The organism is Acidovorax sp. FG42 (genome assembly GCF_057809195.1).
Genome location: NZ_JBMDJM010000014.1, coordinates 96015 through 113940, shown reverse-complemented (window position 1 = coordinate 113940; position 17926 = coordinate 96015). Strand labels below are relative to the sequence as shown.

Annotated in this window: 19 protein-coding genes; 4 read left to right on the top strand and 15 right to left on the bottom strand. The window is 67.0% G+C overall.

What is annotated here, in order from left to right; translation table 11 throughout:
* Positions 1 to 16: 16 nt before the first annotated feature.
* Complete coding sequence (locus ACODSM_RS15530; protein ID WP_488805899.1) at positions 17 to 1489, bottom strand: amidase; 1473 nt, start codon at positions 1487 to 1489, stop codon at positions 17 to 19.
* 124 nt (positions 1490 to 1613) lie between these two features.
* On the opposite strand from ACODSM_RS15530, the gene ACODSM_RS15525 reads away from it, so the two are divergent.
* Positions 1614 to 2579 (top strand): LysR family transcriptional regulator, encoded by a 966-nt coding sequence (locus tag ACODSM_RS15525; RefSeq protein WP_488805898.1) that lies wholly within the window; start codon positions 1614 to 1616, stop codon positions 2577 to 2579.
* A 2-nt stretch (positions 2580 to 2581) separates the two neighbouring features.
* On the top strand, positions 2582 to 3220 hold the full coding sequence (gene nth, locus ACODSM_RS15520) for an endonuclease III (protein ID WP_488805897.1): 639 nt from the start codon (positions 2582 to 2584) through the stop codon (positions 3218 to 3220).
* 89 nt (positions 3221 to 3309) lie between these two features.
* On the opposite strand, the gene ACODSM_RS15515 is transcribed toward nth, so the two are convergent.
* The 8 genes from ACODSM_RS15515 to ACODSM_RS15480 form a co-directional block, all read right to left on the bottom strand.
* On the bottom strand, positions 3310 to 3702 hold the full coding sequence (locus tag ACODSM_RS15515) for a type II toxin-antitoxin system death-on-curing family toxin (RefSeq protein ID WP_488805896.1): 393 nt from the start codon (positions 3700 to 3702) through the stop codon (positions 3310 to 3312).
* The gene (locus tag ACODSM_RS15510; RefSeq protein ID WP_056169497.1) at positions 3699 to 3923 is read right to left on the bottom strand and encodes an AbrB/MazE/SpoVT family DNA-binding domain-containing protein; all 225 of its coding nucleotides are present in this window, start codon (positions 3921 to 3923) and stop codon (positions 3699 to 3701) included. Before ACODSM_RS15510 ends, ACODSM_RS15515 begins: the two co-directional genes overlap by 4 nt.
* 53 nt (positions 3924 to 3976) lie before the next feature.
* The gene (locus ACODSM_RS15505; protein ID WP_488805895.1) at positions 3977 to 4723 is read right to left on the bottom strand and encodes an aspartate/glutamate racemase family protein; all 747 of its coding nucleotides are present in this window, start codon (positions 4721 to 4723) and stop codon (positions 3977 to 3979) included.
* Positions 4724 to 4745: 22 nt separating this feature from the next.
* Positions 4746 to 5510, bottom strand: coding sequence for a GntR family transcriptional regulator (locus ACODSM_RS15500; RefSeq protein WP_488805894.1), 765 nt, complete (start codon positions 5508 to 5510; stop codon positions 4746 to 4748).
* Positions 5511 to 5522: 12 nt separating this feature from the next.
* Positions 5523 to 6410, bottom strand: coding sequence for an ABC transporter permease (locus tag ACODSM_RS15495; protein WP_488805893.1), 888 nt, complete (start codon positions 6408 to 6410; stop codon positions 5523 to 5525).
* 1 nt (position 6411) lies between these two features.
* Positions 6412 to 7323 carry an ABC transporter permease gene (locus tag ACODSM_RS15490; protein WP_055395265.1) on the bottom strand — a complete coding sequence of 304 codons (912 nt, stop codon included), beginning with the start codon at positions 7321 to 7323 and terminating at the stop codon, positions 6412 to 6414.
* A 179-nt stretch (positions 7324 to 7502) separates the two neighbouring features.
* Positions 7503 to 8795, bottom strand: a complete 1293-nt coding sequence (locus ACODSM_RS15485; RefSeq protein ID WP_176885539.1) for an ABC transporter substrate-binding protein — start codon at positions 8793 to 8795, stop codon at positions 7503 to 7505.
* Positions 8796 to 8856: 61 nt separating this feature from the next.
* Positions 8857 to 9927, bottom strand: coding sequence for an ABC transporter ATP-binding protein (locus tag ACODSM_RS15480; protein WP_488805892.1), 1071 nt, complete (start codon positions 9925 to 9927; stop codon positions 8857 to 8859).
* Positions 9928 to 10176: 249 nt separating this feature from the next.
* On the opposite strand from ACODSM_RS15480, the gene ACODSM_RS15475 reads away from it, so the two are divergent.
* A complete protein-coding gene (locus tag ACODSM_RS15475) occupies positions 10177 to 11310 on the top strand; it encodes a GGDEF domain-containing protein (RefSeq protein ID WP_043565505.1) in 1134 nt (377 codons plus the stop codon).
* A 21-nt stretch (positions 11311 to 11331) separates the two neighbouring features.
* Here the strand turns inward: ACODSM_RS15475 and cobT are convergent, their stop codons facing one another.
* Positions 11332 to 12396: a nicotinate-nucleotide--dimethylbenzimidazole phosphoribosyltransferase gene (gene cobT / locus ACODSM_RS15470; RefSeq protein WP_137748490.1), complete on the bottom strand. Its 1065-nt coding sequence runs from the start codon at positions 12394 to 12396 to the stop codon at positions 11332 to 11334.
* Between cobT and ACODSM_RS15465 the strand changes: the two genes are divergently transcribed.
* Positions 12395 to 13183 carry a class I SAM-dependent methyltransferase gene (locus tag ACODSM_RS15465; RefSeq protein ID WP_488805891.1) on the top strand — a complete coding sequence of 263 codons (789 nt, stop codon included), beginning with the start codon at positions 12395 to 12397 and terminating at the stop codon, positions 13181 to 13183. The two genes, cobT and ACODSM_RS15465, sit on opposite strands and share 2 nt — an antisense overlap.
* A gap of 28 nt (positions 13184 to 13211) precedes the next feature.
* On the opposite strand, the gene ACODSM_RS15460 is transcribed toward ACODSM_RS15465, so the two are convergent.
* Genes ACODSM_RS15460 through cbiB form a run of 5 tightly spaced genes read right to left on the bottom strand, consistent with a single transcriptional unit; the run spans position 13212 to position 17919 of the window.
* Complete coding sequence (locus tag ACODSM_RS15460; protein WP_488805933.1) at positions 13212 to 14666, bottom strand: cobyric acid synthase; 1455 nt, start codon at positions 14664 to 14666, stop codon at positions 13212 to 13214.
* A gap of 35 nt (positions 14667 to 14701) precedes the next feature.
* Positions 14702 to 15094 (bottom strand): DUF3037 domain-containing protein, encoded by a 393-nt coding sequence (locus tag ACODSM_RS15455; protein WP_488805890.1) that lies wholly within the window; start codon positions 15092 to 15094, stop codon positions 14702 to 14704.
* Positions 15081 to 15875, bottom strand: a complete 795-nt coding sequence (locus ACODSM_RS15450) for a HipA family kinase (RefSeq protein WP_488805889.1) — start codon at positions 15873 to 15875, stop codon at positions 15081 to 15083. Before ACODSM_RS15450 ends, ACODSM_RS15455 begins: the two co-directional genes overlap by 14 nt.
* Complete coding sequence (locus tag ACODSM_RS15445) at positions 15872 to 16945, bottom strand: aminotransferase class I/II-fold pyridoxal phosphate-dependent enzyme (protein ID WP_488805888.1); 1074 nt, start codon at positions 16943 to 16945, stop codon at positions 15872 to 15874. Before ACODSM_RS15445 ends, ACODSM_RS15450 begins: the two co-directional genes overlap by 4 nt.
* Complete coding sequence (gene cbiB, locus ACODSM_RS15440; RefSeq protein WP_043566670.1) at positions 16942 to 17919, bottom strand: adenosylcobinamide-phosphate synthase CbiB; 978 nt, start codon at positions 17917 to 17919, stop codon at positions 16942 to 16944. The genes ACODSM_RS15445 and cbiB overlap by 4 nt, the downstream gene beginning before the upstream one ends.
* Positions 17920 to 17926 lie beyond the last annotated feature (7 nt).

Below are 17926 nucleotides of genomic sequence, written 5' to 3'. Positions count from 1 at the left end.
AGCGGCCAGACCCCGATCAATCCAGCAAGGGACTGCGCTGGCGCGCGTACCCACTGGCCTGGTCGTAGGCGTGGCCGACCTGCAGCACGGCGGCGTCAGACTGCGCTGGGCCGATGATCTGCAGCCCCGCAGGCAGGCCGCCGGGGCCGAAGCCTGCGGGGGCCGCCAGCGCGGGCAGGCCGGCCATGGTGGCGGGCACCACGGTCTCCATCCAGCGGTGGTAGGTGTCCATGGTGCGGCCGCCGACTTCGTGCGGCCAGTCCAGATCGGCATCGAAAGGAAAGACCTGCGCAGCGGGCAGCACCAGAAAATCGAATTGCTCGAACAGGCCGCGTAGCACCTGGTACCACGCGCTGCGCACGCGGGCCGCGTCGTACACCTGCAAGGCAGTCAGGCGCATGCCGCGCTCGATCTCCCAGACCGCCTCGGGCTTGAGCAGCGCATGGGTCGCCGGGTTGCGGTACAGGGCCGCATTGGCGCCCGCCACGCTGAAGCTGCGCAGGTCGATCCAGGCGTTCCACAGCTGCTTCAGGTCGAACGCGGGCACCACCGACTCCACCGCGCAGCCCACGGTGCGAAAGTGCTCCAACGCCTGCTCGCAGGTGGCCAGCACGCCGGGCTCGGTGGGCAGGTGGCCACCCAGGTCATCCAGCCAGCCGATGCGAGCCCCGCGCCAGTCGCGCTCCAGCGGCTGGCCCAGCAGCGCCACGTCCTCGTGCCGGCGCGTGAGCGGCAGGCGCGCATCAAAACCCGCCTGCACCGACAGCAGCAGCGCCAGGTCAGGGATGTTGCGCGCCATGGGCCCGGCCACGCTGAACTGCTGGAAGAACACTTCCTCCGTCGGCCCATGCGGCACGAGGCCAAACGAGGTGCGCAGCCCATAGACGTTGTTGAAGGCCGCTGGCGTGCGCAGCGATCCCATCATGTCCGAGCCATCCGCCACGGGCAGCATGTGCAGTGCGACGGCCACGGCCGCCCCGCCGCTGCTGCCACCTGCCGATACGGCCGGGTTGTGGGCATTGCGCGTGGTGCCGTACACCGGGTTGTAGGTGTGGCCGCCCAGGCCAAACTCCGGCGAGTTGCTGCGGCCGATGAACAGTGCGCCGCCTGCGCGCATGCGCTCAAACACCACCGCATCGGTGGCCGAGACCTGCCCGGCAAAGATGGGCGAGCCCCGCGTGGTGACCATGCCCGCGGCGGGCATGATGTCCTTGGGCGCCTGCGGAAAGCCGTGCAGCGGCCCCCGACTCTCGCCGCGCGCCAGGTGCGCATCGCGCTCCGCCGCCTGCGCGCGCAGGACGTTGCGGTCCACCATTGCCACCAGGGCGTTCACCACGGGGTTGAGCCGGTCCACCTGGGCGAGGTAGGCATCCAGCACCTCGGTGCAGGAGATCTCCCGCGCATGGATGGCGCGCGACAGGCTGGTGGCCGTAAGGTCCACGATGTGGCTGGGGGTGTCGCCCGAGTTGGCACTGTTCGTAGAAGGCATGGGGGCTGGGGCTGGTGAATGTGTCATTTGCAAGTCAGCATAAGCAGCCTGCTGCGTTTCGACAATCGACGATTTCTGAGGTTATCTTTGCGTTTTATGCAATCCACACCCCGAAAGGCCGCCCATGCTCTCCAGCCGCTTGCAGGACACCGCGCTGCGTTACTTTCTGGAGGTGGTGCGCAGCGGCTCGGTCAGCGAGGCCGCCGCGCGCCTCAATGTGTCGCCCTCGGCCGTGAGCCGCCAGGTGGCTGCGTTGGAAGACCTGCTGGCCGTGCCGCTGTTTGACCGGCGCCCGCGCGGCATGGCGCCCAGCGCAGCGGGCGAGCTGCTGGCCGCCCATGCACGGCGCGGCGCGCTGGAGGCCGACCGCGTGGTCTCCGACATCCAGGCGCTGCAGGGCCTGCGCACGGGGCTGGTGCGCATCTGCAGTTCCGCCGGGTTTGCCATCGAGTTCCTGCCGCGCGTGATGGCGCAGTTCCGCCAGCAGTACCCCGGCATCCAGTTCCACCTGCGCGTGGCCCGCCCGGCAGCCGTGACTGTGGCGGTGCTCAATGGCGATGCGGACATTGGACTGACCTACAGCCGCTCGGCCGAGCGGGACATCGTGGTGCAGCACCGCCAGGCCGCACCCCTCATCGCCATCATGCGGCCCGACCACGCACTGGCGCGCGCCCACTCCGTCACGCTGGCGCAGATGCACGCCTACCCCATCGCCCTGCCCGAGCGCGACAACACCGTGCGCCAGCTGTTCGACATTGGCTGCAGCCAGCGGGGCCTGGTTTTCGAGCCCGCTCTGGTGTGTAACCATTTCGAGACGCTGATGCACTTTGTGCTGCATGGCGGCGGCCTGTCCATCTCGGGCGAGGTGACGGTGCGCGACCGGGTGCAGCGCGGCGAGCTGCACGCCGCCCAGATCCGCGAACCCGGCATGAGCGCCCGCGCCGCCGAGCTGCAGACCCTGAGCGGCCGCACCCTGCCCGCTGCGGTGCGGATGTTCCTGGAGTTTTTGCGGGCGCAGCTGCGGGACAATGCGCCACCGGCCACGCCCGCCAAAAAAAGTAAGCCCCCCGCCCCACCCCGCCAACGATGATAATGAAAACCGCCCAGATCGAGCCCTTCTTCTCCACCCTCAAGGCGGCCAACCCCATGCCCAATACGGAGCTGGAATACACCACGCCGTTCGAACTACTCGCCGCCGTGCTGCTGTCGGCCCAGGCCACCGATGTGGGCGTGAACAAGGCCACGCGCAAGCTGTTCCCCGTGGCGGGCACGCCGCAGGCCATCCTGGACCTGGGGCTGGAGGGGCTGGAGGGTTACATCAAGACCATCGGCCTGTACCGCACCAAGGCCAAGAACCTGATGGAGACCTGCCGCATCCTGGTAGAGCAGCACGGCAGCCAGGTGCCCCGCACGCGCGAAGCGCTGGAGGCCCTGCCCGGCGTGGGCCGCAAAACGGCGAACGTGGTGCTGAACGTGGCCTTTGGCCAGCCCACGATGGCGGTGGACACGCACATCTTTCGGGTGAGCAACCGCACCGGCCTGGCGCCAGGCAAAAACCCGCTGGCGGTGGAGCTGCAACTGATGAAGCGCGTGCCCACCGCCTACGCAGTGGACTCGCACCATTGGCTCATCCTGCTGGGCCGCTATGTATGCCAGGCGCGCAAGCCGCGCTGCTGGGAATGTGTGGTGAGCGAGTATTGCGACTACCGGCCGAAGACGCCGGCGCCCTGAGTCAGAAGGTACAGTATTTTGCTATTATTTTTATAGCTTATAGCGCTTTCTGGATAGGCGATAGAGCCCAAAAAAGCTTCTAATTTCACTCAACGGGCTACGGCGTGTTCCCGCAGCCAGGCGGCAAACGCCTCTTCGGTGATGTCGCCTGCGGCGACGGCGAGCATGGTCAGCACACACGACGCGTCATCGGCAGTGAGCGCCCAACCATTCAAGCGCAAAAAAAGCTCTGCGGCTACAAAGCCCGTGCGCTTGTTGCCATCGACGAACGGATGGTTGCGCGAGATGCCGTATCCATAAGAGGCCGCTAGCGCCGCAACATCTGGCGGAGGCTCGCCGTAGTGGCTCAGATGCAGCGGTTTGCCCAATGCTGAATCGAGCAAACCAGCGTCCCGCACACCCGCACCGCCACCGTGCTCAGCCAATTGCATTTCATGGATGGCGACGATTACGGCACGGTCCAGCCAGACCCACTGACTCATTTGGCCAGCTCGTGCAAGACAGCGCGGCGCTCTTTCATGATCTCGCGCGCCACCCGCATCTGGGCTTCAAATTCAGGGTTATGCGTCGTGATGCGCAAGCCGTCGGGCGACTCCGTCACATACAGCTCATCGCCTTTCTCCAACTGCAATCGCGCCAACAGTTCCTTCGGAAAAATAGCGCCGACGGAGTTACCGACCTGGGTGAGTTTGAGGGTGTGCATGGCATGCATTCAAGTAATTACAAACGTAATACTAAACCTCCCCCTTGGTGCAGTCAAACCACCCCTGCCAGCCCCAAAGCCGCCATCTCCCTCGACACCCCCGCCCACGCCACATCAAACCCCGCCACCTTGCGCTCCGGCGGCACGGGGTGCGCGCGCAGCGCCCAGGTGGCGCCGGCGACCACGCTGTCGATCACGGGCACCGACACCTGCGGCTGCACGGCGGCAGCCATGCCTGCCAGCCCGGCGCCACCCAGAATGACGGCCTGCACCCCCATCTGGCGCACCACGTCCCTGCAGGCCTGGGCCAGCAATGCGCGGGCCGCCTCGGGGTCGGCAGCCAGTTGGGCACCGGTGGGCGCCACGGTGTGAATGCCTGCCAGTGCGTGGGCGTGGCCCAGCGCCTGGGCCAGCCGCTGCAGCATGGGGCCCCAGCGCTCGCCGCCGGTGACGATGGCAAAGCGGCCGTGGCGCGCAGCCTCGATGAATGACGCTTCGGCCAGGCCAGTGACGGGCACCGGACTGCTCTCGCGCAGCGCCATCAGGCCGGGGTCGCCAAAGCAGCCGATCAGCACCGCGTCGGGCGCGGTCTGCGGCTGTGCGATCTCATGCGCCCACACATCGAGCGCGGCGTGGGCTGCCACGGCGTAGCTCGCCTCGCACGCGATGTACGGTGCGCCAAAGCGGGCCGTGGCCGTGCGCACCGCCACATGCGAGCCCGCAGCCCCCTGCACATGCCGCTGCAGCAAGGCACTGACATGGGCCGACATGTTGGGGTTGATGACGAGCAGTTGGCGCATGGGCAAGCGTGTGAAAAAACCGTCAGACCCCGCCCAGCAACCGCGCCAGATCGGGCGCCTCTGCCGCAGGCGGCGTGAACTCCAGCTGCGACTCGATCCGCGCCAGGTGGGCCAGCATCAGCCGGGGCGCCTCGCGCGCGTCGCGCAGGCGGATGGCGTCGATCAGCGCGCGGTGCTCGCGGCAGCCGCAGGCCGTGGCCTCTTCGCGGGTTTGGGCGTGGCTGGGGCTGTAGGTCATCAGGATGAGCGAGGTGCGCGACACCAGCTCGCGCAGGATGCGACCCAGCGTCTGGTGCCCGGCCGCCTGCGCGATGTGCAGGTGAAAGTCGCCCGAGAGGCGGATGGCACGCCGCATGTCGCCACTGGCGCGCGCGGCCTCTTCGTCGTCGATGCAGGTGCGCAGCGCGGCAATGTCAGCGTCGGTGGCGTTGGCAATGAACAGCTCCACCAGGCGCGGCTCCAGCAGGCGGCGGGCCTCGAACACTTCCAGCGCCTCCTGCGGCGTGGGCTGGGCGATGGATGCGCCCCGGTTGGGTGTGAGCGTGACCACCTGCTCGTTGGCCAGCCGCACCAGCACAGGCCGCACCCGTGTGCGCGACACGCCAAAGGCAGCCGCCAGCTTGTCTTCCACCAGCTTGGTGCCGGGCGGCAGCCGGTGGTCGAGGATGGCCGACACCATGCGCTCGTACATGTCGTTGTCACTGAGCTGGCCGGTCGTGTCGGGCTGCACGGGCGGTTCGGTGACCGCAGCGCGCGTGCGCCGGGGCTTGGGGAGGGTGGTCGTCATAAGGGTGCCGTTTTACCCCGAACGGCCCTTGCGCCTGCGGCCCAGTGCCCACACCAGCAGCAGCGTCACGCCCATCACTGCGAACGACACCACGGTGGTGACGGTGCCCAGCGCATAGATGGACGGCGTGGTCACCGTGCTGGTCAGTCCCTGCAACTCCAGCGGCAGCGTGTTCACATCGCCAATGGCTTGCGAGGTGCGGGCAATCTCGTCCCAGCTCAGCGTGAAGCCGAACATGCCGATGCCCACCACCGACGGCGCAATCAGCGGCAGCACCACATGCGCAAAGCCCTGCCAGGGCGTGGCCCCGAGGTCGCGTGCGGCTTCTTCATACGCAGGGTTGAAGCGGTTGAACACGGCAAACATGATGAGCAGGCCAAACGGAAGCGTCCATGTGAGGTGCGCGCCCAGGGCCGAGGTGAACAGGCCGAGCGAGGTGCCGTAGCCCTCCAGCGCGCCCTCCATCCCAAGCCACTCCAGCGCGGCCTTGATGCCGTTGTCGATGAGCCGGAACTCCAGCCCAATGCCCAGCGACACAATGATGGACGGCATGATGAGGCTGGCCACCACGATGAAGAACAAGGTGTTACCGCCCGCCAGCCGCTTGCGGAAAGCCAGCCCGGCCAGCACCGACAGCACCACCGTGCACAGCATCACGGCCACGCCCAGGCCCAGCGAGCGCCACAGCGCCGCGCCAATGTCCACCACGCCCAGGCCTTCGGCCAGCTTGGCGAACCAGTGCAGCGATACGCCGCGCATCGGAAAGGTGAGCCCGCCGTCGGGGCCCTGAAAGCTCAGGATGAAGATGACGAACATCGGCCCGTACATGAACAGCACGAACAGCACAAAGACAATGGCCAGGGGCCAGAAGCTGGCGGGGCGGGAATCGCGCACTTTCATCTCACAGCTCCTTGCGGATATCGACGAGGCGCGTGAGGCCCCAGATGATCATCAGCACCACCGCCAGCAAAATCACCGCATTGGCCGCCGCCAGCGGGAACTGCAGGTAGGACGTCTGCACCTGGATGATCTTGCCGATGGAGGCGATCTGCTGGCCGCCCATCACGCCGATGGTGACGAAGTCGCCCATGACGATGGTGATCACAAAGATGGACCCGATGATGATGCCGGTGCGCGACAGCGGCACGATCACGTTCCACAGCGTCTGCCAGCCACTCGCACCGCTGTCGCTGGCGGCCTCGATGAGGCTGCGGTCGATGCGCATCATGCTGTTGAAGATGGGCACGATCATGAACATGGTGTAGAGGTGCACAAAGGCCAGCACCACCGAAAAGTCCGAGAACAGCAGCCACTCCACAGGTGTTTCGATGAGGTTCATGCCCATCAGCGTCTGGTTGACCAGCCCATTGCGTCCCAGCAGCGGCACCCAGGAGATCATGCGGATCACGTTCGATGTCCAGAACGGAATGGTGCACAGCACGAACAGCAGCGTCTGCATGCCCGAAGAGCGCACATGGAAGGCCAAAAAATAGGCCACGGTGAAGCCGATCACCAGCGTGATCAGCCACACCAGAAAACTGAACTTGAGCGTGGACCAATACGTCTTGAGCGTGACGCACAGCCCGTCGGACACGTCACTGCAGCCGTCAAAGATGGACACGTAGTTCTTGAACGTGAAGCCCGGCAGCAACTCGTACTCATTGAAGTCCCAGAAGCTGACCATCACGATCAACGTCAGCGGAATCAGGAAAAACAGCGCAAACACCAGCGTGAACGGCGCAGCCTGCCACCAGGCGGCAATGCTGCGGCCGGGGACAGCTGCAGCAGGTAAGGACTGTGTGGTCGTGCTCATGGTGTTTGCAATCAAATATCTAGCGGGCTGTGCTTCGCAGCCAGCTGTTGAAACCGTCGCGGCCCAATGCCAGTGCTCCCGCGCAAGGGCCGCCCCGCCGCGCCGGGAGCGTCCCCCTCCCGAACCGCGCAGCGGTTCGAGAGAGGGGTGAAGGCGCGCAGCGCCTCAGGGGGAGCTTCCTATGCCGCGACGAATTCGTTCCACTTCTGCACCATGTAGTTGTTCTCGTCCATCAACGCGTTCCAGCAAGCGATGCCGCCCATGCGCGACTCATAACTGCCGCCGTCGCGCACTGCACCGGCCTTGGCGAGCACATCGCCATTGGGGCTCTTGATGTCCTGCGTGGCGGGCTTGCCTTCCATCCAGTAGGCCCACTCGTAGGCTTCCATCTTGGACTTGGCGGTCTCCAGCACAGCGCTGTAGTAGCCCTGGCGGTTCAGGTAGGCACCGGCCCAGCCATCGAGGAACCAGTTGATGAACTCGTAAGCGCCATCGAGCTTGCGGCCGCTCAGCGTGGCGGGCAGGCCAAACCCTGCAGCCCAGGCGCGATAGCCTTCCTTCAAGGGCTGGAAGTTGCAGGCGATGCCCTTGGTGCGCACGGCGGTGACGGCCGGGCTCCACATCGACTGGATCACCACTTCGCCCGAAGCCATCAGGTTCACCGACTCGTTGAAGTCCTTCCACAGCGCGCGGAACTGGCCCTGCTTCTTGGCTTCGATCAGGGTCTTGATCGTGAGATCAATCTCCTTCTTGGTCATGTTGCCCTTGTCGGGGTACTTGTAGATGCCCATGGCCTCGACCACCATGGCGGCGTCCATGATGCCGATCGAAGGAATATTCAGGATCGCGGTCTTGCCCTTGAACTCGGGGTTGAGCAGCTCGGCCCAGGAGTTGATGGGGCGCTTGATCAGGTCGGGGCGGATGCCCAGGGTGTCGGCGTTGTACACGGTGGGGATCAGGCTCATGAACTGCGTGGGCGCAGTCGCGAATTTCTTGGACTTCTCACCTTCCAGGTAGATCACTTTCTTGGGCGCGGTGCCCTGGTCGCCCACGGCCTTGCCCGCCACCATGCCGGTGGTGAACAGCGTGGTGATCTTGTCGGCGTTCTTGATCTTCTTGGTATCGATGCCCTTGAGGTTGCCCGTGGGCACGATCTTCTTGAGCGAGAAGTACTCGGTGTCGATCAGGTCAAAGCTGTTGGGCGCGGTGACGGCGCGCTTGGTCACGTCGTCCGTGGTCACGGCCACGTACTGGATCTCGATGCCGGTGTCGGCCTTGAACTTCTCGGCAATCGCCTTGTCCTGGTTCACCGCTGTGCCCAGGTAGCGCAGCACGATCTTCTCTTGCGCATGCACGGCCGGGAACATGCCAGCGGCCAGGATGCCCGCCGTGCCCTTGAGCAGCGAGCGGCGCGCCACACCAGTGGCTTCAGGGACAACAACAGGGGAATCAGCACGGGAAGCATCGGACATGGGAAAACTCCTTGGGTTGCGGAAGGGGACGGGTGAAAAAAGAGGAGGCGTTGCGAGGCGGTCAGGCGGCTACGGCCATTGCGGGAGTGGGCACAGACAGCGGGTGCGCCTGGTCGGGCGTCCAATGCAGTTGCACGCCCTGCCCCACCTGGTAAGGCTGCGCGGCAAACGCGGCCTCGGACACCATCACCGAGTACGCCGCCGTGGCGTTGGCCGACAAGGCCACGCCCTGCTTTTGCAGGCCCAGCAGCACATAAGTGCCCTGGTACTCCACATCGGTCACCACGGCCTGCATGCGCTGGGCACCCCAGGTCAGCTCGGCACTGGCGGGGGCAATCTGCAGGTGGTCGGTGCGCACTCCCACCTTGCCTTCGGGCGTGTCAATCACGTTGTGGCCACCCATGAAGCGCGCCACGAATTCGCTGGCGGGCCGGTTATAGACCTCGTGCGGGCTGCCCACCTGCTCGATCACGCCGTGGTTCATCACCACCATGGTGTCGGCCAGGGCCATGGCCTCTTCCTGGCTGTGGGTCACATGGATAAAGGTCAGGCCCAGCTCCTTTTGCCAGCGGCGCAGTTCGGCACGCATCTGGATGCGCAGGAAGGGGTCGAGGGCGGACAGTGGCTCATCCAGCAGCAGCACGCGCGGCTGCGTGATGAGAGCCCGTGCCAGCGCCACGCGCTGCTGCTGCCCGCCTGAGAGTTCTGCCGGTTTGCGTTCGGCCAAATGGCCCAGCGCCACGCGCTCCAGCAGGTCGCGCGCCTTGGCCTGGCGCTCGGCCTTGGCCACGCCTTTCATCTTGAGACTGAAGGCCACGTTATCGAGCGCCGAGAGGTGCGGGAACAGCGCAAAGCTCTGGAACATCATGGCCGTGCCGCGCGCAGCGGCGGGCAGGTCGGTGATGTTGCGGTTCTCCAGCAGGATGTCGCCGCTGGTCACCGACTCGTGCCCCGCAATCATGCGCAAGGTGGTGCTCTTGCCGCAGCCCGAGGGCCCCAGCAGGCAGCAGTAGCTGCCATTGGCGATGCGCAGGTTGATGGCATCCACGGCAGGCTTGCCGCTGGCATAGCGCTTGGTGAGCGCGATGATTTCGATGGCGGCGGGGGTAGGCGCAGGGTGGGTGCTTTGCATGGGGTATGCCCTACGCAAAGCCCATGCCAACTTTGTACACAATGTTTTATTCACATTGCATACAAAATGCACCAACACGGCGCAGATTGCCGCCCCATACCGGCCCACACCCGTCCTGCCTCCGCCTCCACCCCGGGCAAACCATGCACCGAAACAGCGCTTTGCCTTTCAGGTGCGTGGCTATACTGGCTTCGCATCTGAAACAATTTATTACGTCAGCGCGTTCCTCCCCCTTCTCCTGCCTGCCGCATGACGAACCTCGACCCGCGCTCCATGATCGCCCTGGCGGGCTTCATGTCTGCCGTCATGGCCATGGTGCTGCTGTTCATGCGGCGGCACTACCCGCCCAGCATTCGCGGTGTGGGGGGCTGGGCAGCGGCGCCGCTGCTATGGCTGCTGTCCACCGTGCTGTTTGGCGCGCGCGGCGCCATCCCTGACTGGCTGGGCCTGGTGCTGGCCAACCAGCTGCTGGTGCTGGGCTCGGTCACCTACTACATGGGCACGCGACAGTTCATGGGCCAGCCCGCCACCTGGCGCACCTGGAACTGGGTGATGGCGGGCACCACGGTCGTGTTTGCCTGGCTGACCTACGGGTGGCCCAACTATGCGGTGCGGGTGGGGTTTTTCACCGTGGTGATGGGGGCGTTGTATGCCGCGCAACTGCGCTTCATGCTGCGCCACGGCGGGCGCAACTTCCCAGTACGGCTGGTGGAGGTGATGCTGGGCCTGCACATGCTGGTGCTGGGGATGCGGCTGGGATCTATTCTGGCTGGGCATGCAGGCAATGACCTGATGGAGCCATCGCTGTTCCAGACCCTGTACATCGGGGCCTATGCGCTCACCGTCCTGATGCTGTCCATCGGCGCGGTGCTGATGGCCACGGACCGCCTGCGCACCGAGCTGGAACACCTGGCCACCTACGATTCGCTGACCCAGGCCCTCAACCGCCGAGCCTTGCTGCAACGCTGCGCGGACGAGCTGGAGCGCGCGCAGCGCTACGGCAACGGGCCGTCCATCATGATGGTGGACCTGGACAACTTCAAAGCAGTCAACGACACACGCGGCCACCAGCATGGCGATGCGGTGCTGGTGCACTTTGCCGAGCGCACCCGCCAGGTGCTGCGCCGCGCCGACCGCCTGGGCCGCTATGGGGGTGAGGAATTCCTGGTGCTGCTGCCGGGAGCCGACGCCGAGGCAGCCCTGGGTGTGGCCCAGCGCATCCACGCCACGCTGGCCACGGGCCACCCGCTGGACTGCGAGGTGAGCATCGGGCTGACCAGCTGGACCGGGCCACAAGAAACCCTGGACGCCATGCTCTCCCGAGCCGATGCCGCCCTCTACCGCGCCAAGGAAGAAGGCCGCAACCGCACTGTGGTGGGCTGAAATCTCTTCCAGTAAGGCGACTCAGGCCGTCTGCGTGGCCACACCGGCCGATTCAAAACTCGCCATCTCGCGCAGCACGGCACAGGCCGATTGCAGCAACGGCCAGGCCAGCGCCGCGCCCGAGCCCTCGCCCAAGCGCAAGCCCAGGTCCAGCAGAGGCTCGGCCTGCATCTGTTCCAGCATCAGGCTGTGGCCCCGCTCGCCCGAGCGGTGGGCGAACACACAGCGCTGCAGCACCTGCGGCGCGATGCGGCTGGCCACCAGCACGGCCGCGCTGGTGATAAAACCGTCCACCACAATCACGCGCCGCTCGGCCGCTGCCTGCAGCACCGCGCCCACCAGCGTGGCCACTTCATAGCCGCCCAGCGCGGCCAGGGCATCCAGCGGGCTGGTGGCGCCGGCATTGGCGTCCAGCGCCTGCTGCAACACCGCGCGCTTGCGTTCGATGCCTGCGGCATCCAGCCCGGTTCCCGCGCCCGTCACCTCGGCCAGCGGCAGCCCTGCCAGGCGCGCCAGCAGCAGCGATGCCACCGAGGTGTTGGCAATGCCCATCTCGCCCAGCAGCAAGGCGTTACCCGGCAGCCCACGCACCACCTCCACCCCGTTGGCCAGCGCCTGTGCACATTGCTCGGCGCTCATGGCCGGGCCGACGGAGGCGTCTTGCGTACCCGGTGCCACCTTGCGCAGCAACAGGCGCGGCTGGCCGGGTGCTGCATCGCGCGCAGCAATGGGCTTGGCCACGCCACAGTCCACCACCGTGAGGCCCAGGCCATGCTGGCGGGCCAGCACGCTCACGGCCGCGCCACCCGCCAAAAAGTTCTCCACCATCTGCCAGGTCACATCGCTCGGGAACGCCGAGACACCCCGCGCGGCCAGGCCGTGGTCACCAGCGCACACCAGCATCTGGGGGGCGTGCAGCACAGGGGATTCGGTGCCCAGGATCACACCCAGGCGCAGCGCCAGGCGCTCCAGCAGGCCCAGCGAGCCCAGGGGCTTGGTCTTGTGGTCAATGACGTGCTGCAGGCGGTTGGCCAACGCGGCATCATGCAAGTCAGCAACGGATGGAAGTACGAAAGGTGAGGTCATGGTGATGGAAAACACAAAGAACGCCGTGCACAAAGCGGCACAGCAAGGTTTTGAAAAAGAGGCGCAGGCCTATGCGCGCGGCAGGCCGGACTACCCGGCGGCGCTGTCGGCCTGGCTGGCACAGGCCTTGGGCCTGGGCCCCGGCCGCGAGGTAGCCGATGTGGGCGCGGGCACCGGCAAGTTCACCGCGCTGCTCGCAACCACTGGGGCCACGGTGGTGGGCGTGGAGCCCGTGGACGCGATGCGCGCCAAGATCGACGCCCTGCAACTGCCCACGGTGCGCGCCGTGGCGGGCACAGCGCAGGCCGTTCCACTGCCCTCCGGCACACTCGATGCCGTGGTCTGTGCGCAGGCCTTCCACTGGTTTGCCACCCGCGACGCCCTGGACGAATTTCACCGCGTGCTGCGCCCGGGCGGCAAGCTCGGCCTGGTGTGGAACGTGCGCGATGAATCGGTGGACTGGGTGGCCGAACTCACCTCCATCATCACGCCTTACGGAGGCGATGCCCCGCGCTTCTACAAGGGCGACTGGCGCAAGCCCTTTCCGCACCCCGGCTTCAGCCCATTGGTCGAGACCCGGCTGACCCACGAGCATGCGGGGCCGCCCCAGCAGGTCATCGTGGACCGATTCATGTCGATCAGTTTTATCGCGGCCCTGCCAGATGCTGAACGCGCCAAGGTGCGTGCCCAGATCGAGGCTTTGATAGCCCGACACCCCGCGCTGCGCGGGCAGGACACCGTGCGCTTTCCGTACACCACCCTCGCCTGCCACTGCGAACGGGTGTGAGGCATTGAGACGCACGGTGACCGGCTTCCTACCTCGCCACCAGCGCATCCAGCACGCCCGGTGCAAAGCTGCTGCCCAGGAAGCCTGCAAGGCCGTCAAACACGCTGTCCAGCGTGGGCACCTGCGCGCCAAACAGCGCGTGCAGCACCGCCGCGTCCTCGAACAGGCCGTGCAGGTACACCCCCAGCACATTGCCCGCCGGGTTCTGCCAGGCGATGCCAGGGATGACCTCGCGCGCCACATCGCCCTTAGCGGCCATGGCCGGGTGCTGGGCCGTCTGGCCGTGGTGGATTTCGTAGCCGGTGGCGGCCACACCGGCCAACGCGGCCCAGGCGCCCTGCACCGCCCCAAACTGCGCCTGCGTGCGTTGCACGGTCTTGGCAACCTCAAAGGTGGTGACCAGCGGCAGCAGGCCCAGGCCCGGCGCATTGCCGTCGATGCCTGCGGTGTCGATCAGCGCCTCGCCCAGCATCTGCAGGCCACCACACACGCCCAGCACCCTGCCGCCCTGCCCCGCGTGCTGGGCAATGGCCTGGTCCAGCCCTTGCGCGCGCAGCCAGGCCAGGTCGGCAGCGGTGGCCTTGGAGCCCGGCAGCACCACCCAGTCGGTGGGCTTGAGGCCCGCCAGGTCGGCCGGGCTGCGCGCCCAGAGCAGGCGCACGCCGGGCACGTTCTTGAGTGGCTGGAACTCGTCGAGGTTGCTGATGCGCGGGTAGGCGATGACGGCCACGGTGGTGTGCACCGCGCCCGCTGACAACGTGCGGTCATCAAACACGCCGTCCTCCTCGGGCAGGCCATGGCGCCATTGCATGGGGATGGTGGCCACGGTGGGCACACCCGTGAGGTCTTGCAGCATCTGCGGCGCAGGCGCCAGCAGGCTGGCATCGCCGCGAAACTTGTTGAGCACAAAGCCTTGGATCAGCGCGCGCTCGTCCTCGGGCAGCAGCGCCCAGGTGCCGTACAGGTGGGCGAACGCGCCGCCCCGGTCGATGTCGGTCACCAGCAGGCAGCGCGCATCGGCATGGCGGGCCACGCGCATGTTCACGATGTCGCTCGCGTGCAGGTTGATTTCGGCGGGCGAACCAGCGCCCTCGATCACCACCACGTCGTTCTCGGCACGCAGTGCATCCAGCGCTGCGGCGATCTGCGGCCACACCTTTTCGCTGCGGCCGCGCCAGGGCATGGCCGTCAGCTCGGCGCTCACCTGCCCCATCAGCACGACCTGGCTGTGCGTGTCGGCCTCGGGCTTGAGCAGCAGCGGGTTCATGCGCACCTCAGGCTCGGCACGGGCCGCGAGGGCCTGGAAATACTGGGCGCTGCCGATTTCACCCATCACACCCGCAGGGCCCGACACCACACGCGCGTTGTTGCTCATGTTCTGCGCCTTGAACGGCGCCACCTTGAGGCCCAGGTTGCTGTAGTAGCGGCACAGCGCCGTGGTGAGCCAGCTTTTGCCGGCGCCGCTGGTGGTACCCAGCACCATCACACAACGGGCCAATGTGGGAGCAGAGTTTTCAGTCAAGGCAATGGGCGGACCATGCGGTCCATGATGTGTTCGAGTGCTGCCGCCGCATCGGTGCAGCGGCCGGTGTGCACGGGCGAGGTCTGGATGATGGCGCTGCGTTTGGCGGTGAGCCAGTGAAAGCGCTGGCGGTACGGCAGGCGGGCAATGGGGCCACAGGCTTCGTCGCCCGCACAGATGGCCACGATGGCGGCCAGGTGGCGGCGCACGGTGTCGATGTCGGCATGCGGGTCCATGGCCAGCAGCCGCGCTTCATCGAGCGCGATGGCAGCCTGCAAAAAGCCGGTGCGCTGGCACGACAGGATCACGCCCACGTTGATGAATTCCTCGCGCTCCACGCGCGGCACCACGCGCACGATGGCGTAGTCATACACCTCAGGCGTGTGCATCGACGGCCTCCTTCAACGCATTCACCCAGGTGGCGCGCCCAGCCAGGCGGGCGCAGAAATAGTCCACATAGGCCTGGCGGTGGGTGGCGGCGGCGGTCAGCAGGCCTTCTTCGTGGTCGGCACCGGCCAGCAACAAGAACTCGTCGGGCACCTCGGCCAGAATGTCGGCCACCACCTCGGGTGCGAGGCGCGCGGCCAGTTCGACATCCACTTGACCGAGCCGGGTGGCGCGGGCCAGCAGCACATGGTCGGCAATCGGCGCAAAGGGCTTGGCGGGCTGCGCCACCGTGCCGTTCCACGCATGGTGAAAGGTCAGCGCGGCGCCATGGTCGATGAGCCAGGGCTGGCGGTGCCACATCAGCAGATTGGTGTTGCGCGCGGTGCGGTCCACATTGCCCACCAGGGCGTCGAACCACACCAGGCGCGAGGCAAAGTCATCCGACACCACATCCACCGCCGGGTCGAAGTTGAGCGCACCCGAGAGGTAGTCCAGCCCCACGTTCAAGCCGCCGCTGGCGCGCACCAGGTCCTGGATCTCGGGGTCGGGCTCGGTCTGCGCCAGCGCGGGGTCGAGCTGGGCTAGCACGATCTCGGGCACGGGCAGGCCCAGCGCACGGGCGATGCCGCCCGCGATCATCTCGGCCAGCAGCGCGCGCACGCCCTGTCCTGCGCCACGGAACTTGAGCACATAGGTGCCCAGGTCATCGCCCTCGACGATGGCGGGCATGGAGCCACCTTCACGCAGCGGCGTGACGTAGCGGTTGACGGTGATGGTTCTCACAAGGTCTCCCTCGATCCGATGGAATGCGGGATGGTACGGCCCGCATTGCCCAAGATGGCCTGCCATGCGGCCCGCAGCGCGTCTTGCGCGGCGGGCGCCAGCACCCCCAGGCGCACGGTGCCGGGCAGGCCGAATGACGCCGCATCGCGCAGCTTGATGCCACTGGCGCGCAGCGCAGCCAGATCGCTTTGCAAGGCGTGGGTAGCAGGCTGCACGCAGAAATAGTTGGCCAGGCTGCCCGCGTGCACAGCCCAGCCCAGGTCGGTGCACAAGGCCAACTGGCGCGCCTTCCAATCGCCCAGAGTGCGCAGGCTGTGCACCAGCCATTGCTGCACGCTGGCTTGCATCCACGCCTGCAGCAGTGCCACGCCGTGGGCGCCCACAGGCCAGGAAGACGCCAGGGCCGTCAGCCCCAGCGCCTGCTCTTCACAGTCTGGCGGCGCAATCGCATAGGCGGCACGTACACCCGTCAGCCCCAGGGCCTTGTTGGGGGTCCAGAGCTGCCAGCAGGCCGAAGGCATGAGCGGCGACGGCGCGCCGGCCCATGCGCCCTCCGCGCCGAGCCGCAGGGGGACATACGCGCAGTCGAGCACACGCCAGGCAACGTCGGCATCGCTTTGTCGCCAACCGCGCAACGAGGGATCTTCCACACCCAGAGGGCTGGAGGGCTCGCACGCCCATTGCAGGCCCGCTGCGGCGCCGCCGCCCCGCAGCACCTCCAGCCCGCGCACCTGCGCGGCCTGGGCGTAGTCGCCATAGCTGTATGGCGGCACGGCTACCTGCACCGCGCCCTGCTGTGCGGCCAGCGCGGTGATGCGGTGGATGAACTCGCTGGCACTGGCCGCCAGCACGATGCGCCCTGGCGATACGCCGTGGAAGGAGCCCAGGGCCTCGCGCAGCGCCGTGTAGGCCGGGTCGGGGTAACGCGTCGCGTCGGCCGCCTGCACGGCGTGCAGCGCCTCGGGACATGGCCCGCAGGCATTGCTGTTGGTCGAGAAATCAAACAGAGGGACGCCCGCAGCGTCGGGGCCGCCATGCACAGGTGCGGAGGAACAACGGGGAGACGTCATGTGTGCGCCCAGGCAACCACCACCAACACCAAAAGCTGCAAGGCCGCCACCACCGGCACCATGGCCAGCACCACCTGCGTGCCCAGACGCGCAGCGCGCCGCGTATCCAGCGGCCCCGCCCTGCGGCCCTTGCTGTGCAGCGTGTACACACCGGGCTTGGCCAGGCGCACATTCAACGCCAGCGCCATGGCCGCCATGGGCCAGCCGCTGTTGGGGGATGGCGTCTTGCGCGCCTGGCGGGCCAGGGCAGAAAACGGCAGGCCCTTGGCCACCACGGCCAGCAACAAGGCGGTGATGCGCGCAGGCACCCACGACAGCACATCGTCCGCCCGCGCCGCCCACTTGCCCGCCCATTGCCAGTAGCGCCCGCTGCGCATGCCGGGGTAGCCCCACATGGCATCGGCCGTATTTGCAAAGCGGTACAGCGCAGCGCCGGGCAGGCCCAGCAGCGCAAACCAGAACAGCGGCGCCACCACCGAGTCGTTGAGGTTCTCGGCCAGCGACTCGATGGCCGACTCGCGCACCTGCACGGCGGTGAGTGCGCTCACGTCCCGGCTCACCAAGCGCGCCAGTTGCGCGCGCCCGGCGGGCAGTGACTGGCCCAGCGCTACCTCCACCGCCAGCACCTCGTCGTGCAGCATGCGCCAGGCCAGCAGGGGCTTGAGCAAAAACGCCAGCATCACCACAGCCAGCCAGGCCAGCAGCATCAAGGCCGCATGCTGCAGCCACCAGGAAACTATCAAAACAATAGCAGCCAGGGCAATCCACACTAGCGCCCCCAGCCAAAAACGCCGAAAGTCCCGTGCCACAGGCTGTAGCGGGGCCACCCACTCGCCCCCCCGGTGCAAGGCCGAGCCCATCCACACCACCGGATGCCAGCGCGCTGGCGGCTCACCCAGCCACCAGTCGATGGCCAGCGCCAGCAACGGCACGCCCAGGCCCACGGCCGCAGCGGGCCAGGCCCAGGTGGGCATCAGCAGG